At 45.4% G+C, this 14183-nt stretch carries 6 protein-coding genes and 1 pseudogene; 3 read left to right on the top strand and 4 right to left on the bottom strand.

The annotated features are described in order from the left end of the window. The 4 genes from ACJ751_RS13900 to ACJ751_RS13885 form a co-directional block, all read right to left on the bottom strand. The coding region (locus ACJ751_RS13900; RefSeq protein WP_407746099.1) for a fasciclin domain-containing protein at positions 1-1347 on the bottom strand (1347 nt) is incomplete at its 3' end. Between the two features lie 21 nt (positions 1348-1368). Continuing rightward, positions 1369-2856, bottom strand: coding sequence for a RagB/SusD family nutrient uptake outer membrane protein (locus ACJ751_RS13895; RefSeq protein ID WP_407746098.1), 1488 nt, complete (start codon positions 2854-2856; stop codon positions 1369-1371). Positions 2857-2870: 14 nt separating this feature from the next. Continuing rightward, positions 2871-6155, bottom strand: a complete 3285-nt coding sequence (locus ACJ751_RS13890; RefSeq protein ID WP_407746097.1) for a SusC/RagA family TonB-linked outer membrane protein — start codon at positions 6153-6155, stop codon at positions 2871-2873. Between the two features lie 20 nt (positions 6156-6175). Further along, positions 6176-8383 carry a fasciclin domain-containing protein gene (locus ACJ751_RS13885; protein WP_407746096.1) on the bottom strand — a complete coding sequence of 736 codons (2208 nt, stop codon included), beginning with the start codon at positions 8381-8383 and terminating at the stop codon, positions 6176-6178. A 431-nt stretch (positions 8384-8814) separates the two neighbouring features. Here ACJ751_RS13885 and ACJ751_RS13880 point away from each other — a divergent pair, with 431 nt between their 5' ends. From ACJ751_RS13880 to ACJ751_RS13870, 3 genes and pseudogenes are all read left to right on the top strand, one after another. Next, a complete protein-coding gene (locus tag ACJ751_RS13880; RefSeq protein ID WP_407746095.1) occupies positions 8815-12033 on the top strand; it encodes a SusC/RagA family TonB-linked outer membrane protein in 3219 nt (1072 codons plus the stop codon). Between the two features lie 19 nt (positions 12034-12052). Further along, complete coding sequence (locus ACJ751_RS13875; RefSeq protein WP_407746094.1) at positions 12053-13555, top strand: RagB/SusD family nutrient uptake outer membrane protein; 1503 nt, start codon at positions 12053-12055, stop codon at positions 13553-13555. A gap of 100 nt (positions 13556-13655) precedes the next feature. Then, positions 13656-14183 (top strand): annotated as a pseudogene (locus ACJ751_RS13870) (hypothetical protein); the annotation flags it as partial.

Here is a 14183-nt window from a genome sequence, read left to right as displayed (position 1 = left end):
GGCATTATTATTTGAGCGCCAGCAGATCCATACTTTGTACCGGCCTTTAATGATCAGCGGGGTGGTCATTTCAAACCAGTTCATTTTTCCGCTTGAGGTCCTCAGCGTTTTAAAGCTAAGCCGGTCGTTCCAGAAGAAAAGGTCTTTTGAGCCAGGGTTGTTACAGAAATAATCTACCGTTCCGGCGTTCCAGGTAATATCCTTGAGATCGCCGGGATTGAATACTACACTTTTGCCCCCTTTTCTAAAAATAGAGGTCAGCTTCATGATCTCGGGCTGTTCGGCTACATCCCAGTATACCGGTGTTGGGTAGCGTACCTTGATATAGAGATTGTCATTCAGGTCGTGTAATACGCCATTGGTGCAGGCAATGTCGCTGTTCACTCTGTTTATCAGGATCCCTTGCGGAAGATTATTGACCAACTCATAATTAACCAGCACATTCTCTCCCTGCAAATTAATGGTAATTACTTCCTGTGGAACCAGGGTTTCGTGCGCCGGCGTCATAACCAGGTCGGCAATGAATTTTAAACCGGTTAAAATGTGATAGCCAACATACATGTGCAGGCTGTCTTTGGGGTCTTTTACATTGGCATTAGTAGTTGTATATTTTTTCTTCAGGTCATCGTAGCTGTAGATATTATTGGCGGCATATACGGCATCTGATTGCGCCAGCACGGTAAACCAGTTAGGGGTAGTATCGTTCTTGTAGGTTAATTTAAGGATGGTGCTGTCGAACCCTGTTTCTTTAAGCGCCTTTGCAAAAATGCTGTAATTCGTATTGCCATTTAACTGGTCAAGAAGCGATTTCTTACTTGGTATCAATACATGGTCAATGGAATGCAGAATGCCATTGCCGGTACGGATGTTGGGTTGTAAGATAATGGCCCGCCTGTTCACGATATAACGGGAAACGCCATTCTCGTTGTTGATGCCGGTTACCAGGTATTCCCCATACATGGTAGGTACGGGCAATTTACCATCGGTAAAGGCGTTGGTGGCAATCGTATCTGTAAGTACATGGTAGCGTACCAGTGTTTTCAGGTCGTCGGTGGAAAGGTCATCAAGCGATGTTTTACCAATTTCCTGCAGATAGCTTTTTATGGCATCATTCGTGGGGGCAAACATAGTATAGGCGCCATAGGCGTTCATATAAGCATAGGTGCCCGATCTGTCGAGCACCTTGATGAACTCTGAATAAGTATCGGGATATTTTTCCAGGTAACCCACCAGGTTGGTGTCTTCGGTTGTCAATGACGCAATGTTTATTTTTTTACATTGCGACAAACCGGCCACCATCAATATGATGAGGAGAAGAAGCGCAGCTGGTTTAATTTCTTTTTTCATAAAAACAAGTTTTATTGAAAACTATTGGTAGAAGGGGTTTTGTTCAAGGTTTTTGTCGGTGCTGAGCTCATAGGAAAAGATGGGGAAATAATGGCTGTTATAGTCTTTATATTTGTTCAGGGCGCTCTGTTGTCGTTCGGGTGGGGTAGCATTCACTACCATATTCATCAGAATATCCAGCCGTTTATAATTATTTCTTTTGGCGTTGCGCAGTAGATCGTACCAGCGTTTACCTTCAAAAGCCAGTTCCCGGGCGCGTTCATCCAGTATAAAGTCGGTGATCAGGTCTGTGTCTGATGGGCCAGGGTTGCGGTCGGTAGCCGGTAATGCATGGCCGCGGCTTCTTATATCATAAACGATCTTCAATGCTTCGGCGCCTCTGCCGGTCTGGTTCAATGCCTCGGCTTTCAACAGTAGGATGTCGGCATAGCGATAAACGATCCAGTGATTATAGGAGGCGTCCTGGGTAGCGTTCCAGATCGGTTTTTCTATGGCGTTGCTGGCGCTTACCAGCGATGCATTGTCGCCGCGGTAATCTACGCTGTCTGCGTTTACATAGTCGATGGTATATATATCCTCCATCACTGCATCAGCGGCCTGGTACCTTCTTTTATTAGTGCTGAACATGGGGTAGAAGGGGTTAAGGGCTTCCTTGCTGAATTGTAATTCAAAGATCGATTCAGTTGAATTTCCCTGAATGAATATGTCGTAAAAAAAGTTCCTGTTGGTGCGCAAACCATACCTGCCGGACTGTATCACTTTATCGCAGGCTGCAATACAGTCATCGTATTGGTCCATCCACAGGTAAACATCAGCCATCAGGGCGTAAATGGTATATTTTGTTACGCGTCCTTTGTTCTGGTCATTTGAGCTATAATTGAAAACGGCCATGGGTTCGGCTGTTTTCAGGTCGCTGACGATCTGTTGTAATACGTCTGCCTGTTTGCTTTTGGGCAGTTGCTGCAACTGGTCATCACTGGTAGTGGCCTGCAATTTGAGTGGTACATCACCAAAGCTGCGTGCCAGGTAAAAATACATCAGGGCGCGTATGGTATAAGCTTCTGACAGGTAAGCATGCAATTGCTCCTCGGTAAGCGTTTTATCCTTTTTCAGCACACCGGGGCCCAGGTCGATCACCGTATTGCAATAGTTAATGGTCCTGTATATTCCCCGCCAGTTTACAATGGTATTGGTTGAAAGCAGGTTGACGTTATATATGTCAATGTCGTAATTGGTGGCGCCTGAGGAGGGTGTTACCATATCGGCACGCAGTTCGCCCCACATAAACAGGTATTCGGCCATGCTGCGGTCAGATATGCCGGGCGGGTTACCAATGAGTGAGGCATAAATGCCATTCACGGCCGAGGACAGCTGTTCTTTGGTTTGCCAGAATTCGTCGCCTATGATCCCATCAGACGGTTTCAGGGTGAGCCATTTCTTACAGGAAGAAGCGCCTGTAACCAGCAGCAACATGAAGAAGGCGAGATATATTTTCCTAAGCATGTTCATTGCGTTCGTTGATTTTAGAAGGTGGTGGTTAAACCGATGGTAAATGTTTTTGAAGGCGGTGTCATGGAGTTGTCCATTGCTACGCGGAACGGATCACTGCCTCTTACTGCTACTTCAGGGTCCTGACCGGTATATTTGGTAAAGGTCAGCAGGTTTTCGGCCGTAAAATAGGCACTCAACGCGGACAGTTTTAATTTGCTCAGTGATTTGGAGGAGAAGTTATACCGAACGGTGGCTGAGCGCAACCGCAGGAAGGAACCATCCTCTACATAGCGATCAGACCCCAGGTAGTTATAACCGGTGGCCCAAACAGCCCTGGGCATATCAGTTATATCGCCTTCTTTTTTCCATCTTCTCAGTACAGCTGTGCTTTGGTTATCGAAGTTGTACATGGAAGTGGTAGTCATTTTAGTACCGTTTATCAGGTCCTGTCCCAGGCGATAGTTACAGAAAATGGTCACTCTCAGCACGCCTTTCCAGCTGAACACGGGACCAAAACCACCAATGAATTTCGGATTGCCATTACCGAGGTAAACCACATCCATATAGTTAATGTTCCCATCGTGGTTAATGTCTTCATAAATGGCATCCCCCGGCTGGAACAAATAATCAACGTTGGGATAATTAAAGCGCATATAAACGGTTTGCCCATTGGGGCCTATTATCTGCTGGCCTTTGGCGTCGCGGGCAATAGTGGCGTTTTTGTCGGCATATACGCCTTTAAAGCGGAACCCGTAAAAAGAGCCGAAGGGATTGTTTTCCTGTAACAGGGATTTGTACTGGCCATTGGCTTCTATATTTCCTTTTTGACGGGGATAGTATTCAGATATTTTTCGAATGATGTTATCGTTGTGCGCGATGTTGAAGTTGAACTCGATGCTATAGTTCTTCTTTTTAACCAGTACCGCATTCAGGTTTACTTCCCATCCCTGGTTATCCATGGTACCTACGTTCATATCTACTTTATCGAAACCGGTAAAGGAGGAGATCTGTAAACCGGGTGAATACATATGGTCGATCCGGTTGCGGTACAGGTCAACATCCATACTGATGCGGCGATTCAACGCAACGAGGTTGAAACCCAGGTTCAATCCTTTATTTATTTCCCAGGAAAGGTTGTTCAACTCCATTCTCGATGGGTAAATGGCCGACTGGCCGAGATATGAATAATTGTATGTGCCGTAGGTGTTGTAGAAAGTATAATCATCTTTTGGTTCCCGGCCCGAGTGTCCATAGCTACCGCGTATGCTCAGGTCGTTGATCCATCGCTGAAAGGGTTTCATGAACCACTCGTCACTCATGCGCCAGCGGGCCGATACGGATGGAAAGTAGCCATACCGGTTGCCTGGGCCGAACTTCGAGTTGCCATCCATCCGAATGGCCGCATTGAAAATATAGCGGTCTTTATAAGAATACTGTCCGTTCAGCAGGGCACCGATAGAACGGGTTTGTATCTGGGTGGCAGTAAGGTTCAGATCGGTATTGGCGGTACGGGAAGGCACGGATGGATCCTGCAGATCGGTAGAAGCGGTATTGGATGTTTGCGCCTGGTGCGATACGTATTTGTAATCGCTTGTGAGGAAGGTGGAAAACAGTACGAGCCGGTGATTTTCTTTCAGGTGCGGGGTATAGGTAAGACTTGATTTTGATTGTACGCTAAAAGCGTCTGCATCGCCATCATATACCCGGTTCACAACGGTTTCTGTCCAGGGCCTGCCGGTAGCTATCTGCGGCAGGAATGATTTGTTCTTGGTATTGTTGATATCGAACTGAATATCGAAGTTGGCGAAAAGAACCGTTGGTTTAAGATCGTATTGCAGCGTAAAGTGTGGTATGATGCGTTCAGAAAGGATATTGCGCTTAGCGGCCCTTGCCATAGCAACCGGGTTAACAGTTCCTACCACATAGTTTTTGCTGTCGATACCTCCATATTGCCCCTGCACATTGGCAGCCGGTGAAAAGAAATTAGGGGTTTTGTTTCCATACTCGTCATATTCATAAATGCTCATGTTGGGCATTTTTTCATAGGCAACCTGCAGCATGTTGTCGGCATAGTTGCGGTCGTTGCTGGAGTGTGAATACGACAGGTCGGTACGGAAGCGGATCCGGGCAGACACCGTATAATCGAGGTTGATACGGGTGTTGATGCGGGAAAGTGCGTTCCCGATGGTTGTACCTGTTTGTTTGGTATAATCGAGCGATGTAAAATAGCGGGCTTTTTTGCCGCCACCGTTCATGGATAAGTTATGGTTCTGAATATATCCTGTTTGACGGATGGCGCTGACCCAGTCGGTATTATTGCTGTAGTTATAATACGAATAGGGGTCATTGGGATCGTATTGAAATTCTTTTTGCGTTTGTGTATTGAGCGGAACGCCATTGCGGTTCATCACCATTTCGGGGATCAGCATGGAATATTGATCACCGTTCAGCATGGGAATGGCCTGGGGCGCTTTTGTCACTGAAGCTTTAAATGTATAGGTTAACTGTGGTTTACCTATTTTACCTCGTTTGGTTGTGATGATCAACACACCGCCGGCGGCGCGGGCGCCCCATACAGCAGTGGCAGCGGCATCTTTCAACACGGTTATATCTTTTATATCGGAAGGGGCAATGTTCAGCAGGGCGGCATATCCCTGTTCGTCGGCCGTTCCAAAGTTGAAGTCGGAAGGGATCGTTGTTTCATACGGCATTCCGTCTACTACTATCAACGGGTTGTCTGAAGAGTTGATGGAGGAGGTACCGCGGATCTTGATACTCATGGCGGCGCCAGGGTCGCCCGAGTTGGCTGTGATGTCGAGGCCTGGTAGCCGCCCCTGCAATGCCTGATCTATGGAGGTAGATTGCATCTCTTCCATTTCCTTGCCACTGATAGTTGCCGAAGCAAACGTGCGGTCTCTTTCCGAAACCGGCATCATGCCATTGTCGGTCTTTTTTTCGGCTATCACTATGATCTCATCCATATCTGCTTTAACCGGCAATTGTATATTGATAGCGGTTCGGCCCGAAAGGTTTTGTGTTACTGATTGATGGCCGATGTAGGAAACCAGTAATTTGTTTTTAGGGTTCGAGATCCTGAGTGCGTAATTGCCATCTATATCAGTAGTTACACCGCGGATAATACGTTCGTCATTATCGATTTCGGTTACTGACGCACCATGGATGGGCGATTTGTCGCGGCCGCTGGTGATCTTACCGCGAACAATGAGTGGTTGGGTCTGGGCATGCAGGTGGCCAATGGGAACCAGGGCAACCAGAAGCATAATTAGTATAGAGCCGGGTGAAAACAATTTTTTCATATGTCAGTTTTGCGAAATGATCATTTGTTGGGTTGCAGGCACATATTAATTGAATGGATCACAATACGGTCGGCCAGTACATTGCTGTTCACAGGGTCAAGGGAAGCAACATTTCCAAACGAATCTTTAAAAGCCAGGCCTCCGCCAGCCGAACTGATCACATTAATGACGCCTGTCTGGTCGCTCAGATTCGTGAAATTGGTTTTGCTATCCTGCACTTTTCCATCAGCAATTACTGTTTGTTGTAAAATGTGGAATTTCAGGAAGGATTCTACCTGTTCTATTTCATTGCCTGCAGTGGGCGTATAATTGGGCACTTTACCCGTGCCGCTAACGGTGCCGGGCAGCAGCCCATTCGTAACAGCGGTTTTTATGGCGTTGCTGTCGGGGATTAAAAAAGTGCCGAAGAAGCCAAGTGGTACACCGGTGATGGCGCCGGTAGTGGCGGTATACAGTTTTGAATTTTTCAGGTACTGGAAAAAATGATAATAGGGTGAATTGGGCAGTGCCGCTAATGCTTCCAATCGTTTTCCGGGGGTGATGGCAGAAAAAAGCGGCAGGCCATCAGTATAATAAGCGATCCCGTTTTTCATGAGTTTGGTGTCTGTAACTGTAACTCTTGAGTTGTTATCTATATTACCGGCCGCATAAAACTGGCCGTTATCATATTTGATCAGTTCGCCGCCCACCGTTGCAATAATGCCCTGGCCGCTTAAATTGCCCAACTCATTATTCGGGGTGGCTACCACACACATATTGATCAACCGGTTCAGGGTGCCCTTGGGATCACTGGCGCCAAGTACGCCGGGAATAGTATTTACCCATGAACTTCTATTGCCATCCCAGTCAAAACCCAGGGCCCGTATCTTATCGTCCGTCATCATTAAAATGGTGTATTTGAAATTGGGATTGGTAATGGTCGATTTCAATTCCTGGTTCAGCAGGCGGGTCATGAGCGAATATTGGGGATCGAGATAGGGGCGTGCATATACAGTGGAGAACAGGTTCGATTCCTGTACCTTATGGGCGCCGTAGAAGAATCCATTGCTCAATATTTTTTTATCTACGATATCGGTGCCCGCATTGAATCTTGCTTCTTCGCCCAGGAAATTACCTGAAGTGGCAAATTTGGTTGGCCATACCGGGGTTTGCCACAGATGCGCGTTTAAAAAGTCGATCAGGCTTTGAATAGGCAGCTTGCTCAGGTTATTCAGGTCATTATTGTAGTGTTCCAGTACCACCTTTTTAAGGTAAGGTTCCAGTACATCGTTGGTAGGTGCGAAAATGGTATAGCCATTCATTTGACCGTCATTGTCCTGCTGTTTAAAGTAATTCTCATTATTTAATGAAAATCCAAGGCCTGAATTATAGAATTTTACATACACTTTGTCGCTGCTGTTATTTAGGATCTGGTACTTTGTAGTGGCGTCTGCATTTTCGGTATAGGTAACCATGAACTGTTGAAACAGGCTGTTGAACAGGCTGTATTCAGGTTTTGAAGCAAGGTATTTTTCAATATTCTGTAAGGGTGATAATACTTTATCTATTGCATGTATGTTGCCATTCTCGGCAGCGATATTCGACTCTGTGATACTGGCATCGAGAATATTAAGACCGGTGAACGAGGAGTTGGGGTAAAAATAATTGTAATCGGCCGCCGTGATTTTGGAGTCGGTAAAAAAGGGATTGGTGAAATAAGAGATGTATTTATTATTATTATCTGACGACACATAGCCACCATTCCTGTTGGAGGCTATGGTGTGGATCAGCTGGCCGCCCACTGTTGCTGTGTCGAACAGATCATAATAGGCCGTTCTGCGTCTGTACGCCTTGTCTGTTACCCAACCGGTAGTAGATTGATAGTCATCGAGGCGATCGGTATTGAATGAATTGTATACCAGACAATAACGAATAATTCTTTGAGCCTTCACAGAGTCAAGGGCGTCAATACCGCTTAAACTGTTCTCTTTAAAATATTTATTGAAGGCTTCATCGGTTGGGGCGAACAAGGTCCAGTAGCCGGCATTGCTTAAAATGTCTTTGTAACCGGCTTTATCTATACAGGCAAGCAATAAATTGAAATTACCCTTGCTTTTAAGTACCTGATAAATAGGAGGTTCAAGACCTTCGGGCCGGCTGTAAAATTTATCCCATTCTTTTTTTCGGCAGTTAACTAATAATACACAGGATGAGATAAGAACATAGCAAAATAGTAGCGATCTACGCATGACTGGTGATTGTTTAGTCTTGGTTTAGAAAACAGCGTGCAACGTAAAGCCGTAGCTTTTCCCTAGGGGCTGATGAGCGATGCTTTTAAATGCTTATGAAAGTGAAATAGTAATGAAGACGAAGAAAAATTGTATAAGATAGCAATCACAGCAGTGGTGATTGCTGCAGGTAATAAGTGCAACATGGCAAGTCAGTTTCGTTTTGGTTGGATAGCAGTTACTGTAATAAAATTAACAATTCATTGGTCGCGAACTGTCCTGCCGCATCCCGTATGCACCCGATGATCTATGCAATCGTTGCCGGAAGTGTTAATGTGACATTTAATTGAGTGTTAATCTCTTTTAAACAGGATGGAACAGGACGAATGTTGAAACATCTGCCACTAATTTTAACCGCATCAGGCGATTGTTAACTTATAAATAGTGCCAAAATGAGCGTTCAGCAACTTCTACCAAAGGGTATTTGGTTATTACCCTTATTTCTTCTCTTTACTTTTTTTCAAGCCAAATCACAGGATCAAGCCGGTAGTATATTAATTACCGGAAAAATTACAGACGAAAGCGGTAATGGTGTGCCCGGTGCATCCATTCTGGTAAAAGGAACGGGAAAGCGTACCAATGCCAAAGATGATGGCGCCTTTTCTATTCCTGTAAGTACGGGAAACGAAACCCTGGTGGTTACCTCTGTGGGTTTTGCGAAAAAGGAGATCCCGCTAAACGGCCAAACCAATTTGACCATAAGCATGACCAGCGAAAAAAGTACGCTCGAAGATGTGGTGGTGATTGGTTACGGTACGCAAAAACGGCGGAATGTGACCGGCGCCCAGGCTTCGTTCAATGCGAGCAAGCTCGATGAGCGGCCGGTGACAAGGGTTGACCAGGCATTGGTTGGTCAAATGCCCGGTGTGGCTGTTAAACAAACAACCGGTGCAGTGGGAAAAGGTTTTAGTGTGCAGGTGCGCGGTACCGGCACCATTACGGCGGGTAGCGAACCGCTGTATGTGATCGATGGATTTCCGCTGTCAACTTCTTCAGTAAACGCAGCGGGTAACTTTGCCAATGGTAACCCGCTCGACAATATCAACCCGAATGATATTGAAGACATCCAGGTATTAAAGGATGCAGCCTCTGCAGCCATCTATGGTTCCCGCGCCGCCAATGGGGTAGTGCTGATCACAACCAAACGGGGTAAAGCGGGTAAACCAAGGATCAACGTAAACAGTTATGTTGGTTTTAATGAAGCCAACAGAAAGCTCGATATGCTGAACGGCAATGAGTGGATCGATCGTTTTACAGAAATGGTAAATGCCAAGTACGTGGCAGATTATGGGTCAAAAGGTGCTTTGGCCAGCGATGATAGCACACGCCGCCGGCAATTATTGGGATTGGGCTCCACTGGTTACAATACCACTTATATGACCGATCCGCGCTGGGAAGACCCCGCCCATCCGGGCCTGCGGTTCATCAACTGGCAGGACGAAGTTTTCCGCAAAGGCCTGATGCAGAATCACCAGGTTTCTGCCAGTGGCGGTAATGAATATGTTCGCTACTATGTTTCAGGTAATATGGCACGGCAGGAAGGGATGGTGATCAATACTGACTATACCAGTTATTCTGCGCGCGCCAATGTGGAAATAAATGCCAGTAAAAAGCTGAAGTTTGGAATAAATATTACACCCACTTATTCTATTACCAACGACCCAGGTGTGGAAGGGAAAGATAACATTCTGCACCAGGTACTTAGTATGAGTCCGGTACAGGAAGATACCATGGGCCTGTTCCCGAATACTGCACTGAACAACCAGTACAAGTGGAGCAATTCTACAAACAGCCCTTATGCAAAATTAAAGTACATTCTGGGGCAAACCAGGCGTTTCCGTACCATCACTTCTGTCTTTGGTGAATACCAGATCATTCCGGGTTTGTCATTTAAAACAACCGTTAACCTTGACAATACGGATAATGACAGCAAGAGCTATACGCCTTACATAGTGACCAATTCACTGACTACCAGGTTGGCATCCGCTTCTGCACTGGCCAGCGGATCGTTCAACAGCTATCGAAAGCAAACTTTTGTAAACGAGAATACGTTTAATTTCAATAAGACCATCAATAATGTACATGATATTTCTGCGGTAGTTGGTTTTACGTATAACTCCGATAAACTGGATGCACAGGAGATCAAATCGAATGGTGGTTACCGGATCGATGGAGTTCCTACCCTGAACATGGCTTATGGCTACACCAGCACCACTACCGAAACCAGGAATGTGCTGTTGTCGTATTTAGGCCGGGTACAATATTCCTATGATGGCAAATACATGTTGTCTGCCAGTATTCGCCGCGATGGATCGAGCCGTTTTGGGGCCAATTCCAAATGGGGATATTATCCCAGCGCTTCAATAGGCTGGCGGATATCTGAAGAGGATTTTTTGAAATCAATACCGGTTATCAATGATCTGAAACTAAGGGCCAGCTGGGGTAAAGCAGGTAACTATCAAATTCCTGATTATGCTTCAATTCCTCAATTGGCAGCTAATAACTATTCATTGAATAATGCACCGGCTGTTGGTTGGGTTACAGGTAACCTTCCCAATGCTAACCTTACGTGGGAAAAATCTTCAACGTACGATGCGGGGCTCGATGTAACTGTATTAAACAATCACCTGAGCGCCAGTTTTGATATTTATACAAGAAAAAGCTCGGCTTTGTTATTGAATGTGCCTATTCCCTGGACAACCGGTTTCCCTACACAGCTAACCAATATAGGCCAAACCCGCAATAAAGGGTGGGAAGTAGACATCACTTCACGGAATATAGTAAAAGGCCCTGTACAATGGACAACCTCCATTAACCTGAGCCGAAATACCAATAAATTGCTCTCATTGGGTGAGGGACAATCACAAATTATCATTCCTTCGGCTTTTTCAGGGGCGCAACACTCCATTTTACGGGTAGGCGAACCGCTGTACAGCATTTTTGTAATTAAACAAACTGGCATTCTCACGCAGGATGATATCAATAAGAAGGTGGCCACTTTTGGACCAGAAACAGTAGGTGATCCCAAATACGAGGACTTTACGCCCGATGGAGTTATTGACCTCAACGACCGGCAGATAGTAGGACATCCTAATCCAGACTATATATATGGCATAACCAACACCGTTCGTTGGAACGGATTCGATTTGTCTGTGCTGGTGCAGGGACAACATGGCGGCTCTATTTATTCTTTATTGGACCGCGCATTGGGCAGGACCGGACAGGGCACTGTTGATAATGCACTGGGCTTTTTCCGTGACCGCTGGCGTTCACCCGATGATCCCGGAGCAGGTAAAGTAGGCAAAGCATTTTCAACATTTGGTTCCACCGCCAATACCGACTGGTTGTATTCTTCCGATTATATCCGCGTTCGCATGATAACGGTAGGGTACGATCTGAACCGGGTAATAAAAGCGAAGAAAGTATTGTCGGCAGCCCGTGTATATATCACTGCTGAAAACTTTTTTGGCCACGATAAATATAAAGGCGGCCTGAACCCTGAAGCAAACAACACCGATCTGAGTGGTAACAACTTCTTCCCCGAACCAGGCGACTATGGTGGATTGCCTTTACCAAAATCATTGATCCTGGGTGTAAACTTTTCTTTTTAATTAAGCTAATTGAGACTATATGAAAAAAATAGTTGGTTATTCATTGATCGCGATCGCCGGTTTGTTGAGTGCATGTGACAAGCAGCTGGATCAATCACCAATTTCCGGGGTGGCCACTGATAAATTTTATACACAACCGGCAGATTTTATTCAGGGGGTGAATGCGGTATACAGCGGATTAAGAACTTATCCCGACAGGTTATTGAATTTATCTGAAACCAGATCTGATAATTTATATGCCGTATCTGATGGCGGGGTGCGCGATTGGGAAGGTATTAACAGCTTTTATAAAACCATTGCAGGCAACGTATATGTAACGGAAGCCTGGTCGGGAAATTACTCCGGTATTTTCAAAGCCAATTCGCTGCTGGAACAATTAAGCAGTAAAGGGGCTGCTATTATTGCCGATCCAGTGCTAAGGACCCAGCTGGAAGCAGAGACCAGGTTCCTGCGTGCTTATTATTATTTTGACCTGGTGCGCTGGTTTGGCCGCGTACCCATCATTGACAAAACGTTGCTGCCCCAGGAAGCTTTACAGGTTGGTAGAAGCGCAGTAAATGATGTATACAGTTTTATTATTTCTGACCTGAAGTTTGCCGCTGACAATTTACCTGATGCCTATTCTGCAGCTGCTGATAAAGGAAGAGCTACCAAATATGCCGCCAAAGGAACACTGGCATTGGTATATATGACCCGCTCTGGCCCCACTTATGATATCAATGGGCCAGGTTTGGGCGTGAACGAATGGAATCTGGCGCTTCCTTTATTGCAGGAAATTATCGACAGCAAAAAGTTTGTGTTCGGTACCAGCTATGCGAATATTTTCTCCTACACCAATGAAAACAATCCCGAAGTAATATTTGATGTGGAATATAATACCGGCTCAACACCGGTAACAGGCGCTACATTTCCCTGGTTGCTGGTGCCAGATACCTGGTTCCAATCACAGAGTAAACAAACACAGGGTGGTTTAACTATACGACCCGTATCAAACGACCTGCTGAATTCCTATGAAACAGGTGATACACGTAAAGCCTTTTCTATACAATCAGGTTTTACGAATAATAATGTTACCGAAAGCCGCTCCTTCTTTAAGAAATATGTTGATGTTTCCAAAACGCCTTCTAACCGGCTGGACTGGCCTATTAATTTTATTGCATTGCGTTTTACTGATGTTTTAATGATGAAAGCAGAATGCATATTGCATGGTGCACCGGGCTCGCAGACAGATGTGGATGGCATCGTAAACCAGGTAAGAGGCCGCGCGGGTTTAACACCTATAACAAATGTAACGCTGCCAAGATTGATGGAAGAAAGAAGAAAAGAATTTGCAGCAGAAGGTAGCCGCTGGCACGACCTCGTTCGCAGTGGTTTAATAGAATCAACAATGACAACCTGGATCACAAAAGAAGATGTTGGTCATTTTATGCAACCTTTTCAAAAAAATTACATCTTATATCCAATACCACAATCGGAACTGGATGTAAAGCCCGGTCTCTATGATCAAAACCTGGGTTATTAGAAGTAAGTAGAAATAATAAGTCAGCTTTAATACGTGCCACGTTCCTCTTCCTGAGCAAAGCGAAAGAGAACGTGGCATTTTTTTTAAAAAGTGCTACTATATGAAAAAACAGTTGTTTGCATTATTGAGTATTGTATCCCTGTCAGCTACCGCCCAACCTACCCTGGAAACCGGCTCACAAAAGCCCATGCCCGAAACCTGGATCGATGCCACCACCAACCATACCGTTGTACGGCTCACCAACAAACCTGGTAACAATGCCAGCTTTTATTTTCACAACAATCCTTTCGTTGGTAATAAAATGGTTTTTTACAGTACCGATAGTATCAATGGCCACCAGTTGTATACCGTTGATCTGAACACCCGTAAAATTGACCAGGTTACTCATCAGGCTTCGCCTATGAACGGCGAGATCGTAAGCGCCAAAGGAAATAATGCTTATTACCAGATCAGGGACAGTGTGTTTGTAACAAATATCGATAGCAAGCAAACAAAACTGATCTATGTTTTCCCCGCTGATTTTAAAGCAAGCATTACCACCGTAAATGCCAATGAAACTTTACTGGCTGGCTATCGCAGCAGCGATGCAGAAAGAGAAATATACCGGCTGAACCCCGAGAAGCACGAT

This window comes from Niastella sp., from assembly GCF_045805085.1.
GTDB lineage: Bacteria > Bacteroidota > Bacteroidia > Chitinophagales > Chitinophagaceae > Niastella.
The sequence above is the reverse complement of the archived record's forward strand: the minus strand, read 5'-3'. Positions and strand labels throughout refer to the sequence as shown.

Excerpts from the sequence above, each read along its gene's own strand:
- ACJ751_RS13895 (WP_407746098.1), bottom strand. The coding sequence starts at position 2,856 with ATGAACATGCTTAGGAAAATATATCTCGCCTTCTTCATGTTGCTGCTG.
- ACJ751_RS13890 (WP_407746097.1), bottom strand. The coding sequence starts at position 6,155 with ATGAAAAAATTGTTTTCACCCGGCTCTATACTAATTATGCTTCTGGTT.
- ACJ751_RS13885 (WP_407746096.1), bottom strand. The coding sequence starts at position 8,383 with ATGCGTAGATCGCTACTATTTTGCTATGTTCTTATCTCATCCTGTGTA.
- ACJ751_RS13880 (WP_407746095.1), top strand. The coding sequence starts at position 8,815 with ATGAGCGTTCAGCAACTTCTACCAAAGGGTATTTGGTTATTACCCTTA.
- ACJ751_RS13875 (WP_407746094.1), top strand. The coding sequence starts at position 12,053 with ATGAAAAAAATAGTTGGTTATTCATTGATCGCGATCGCCGGTTTGTTG.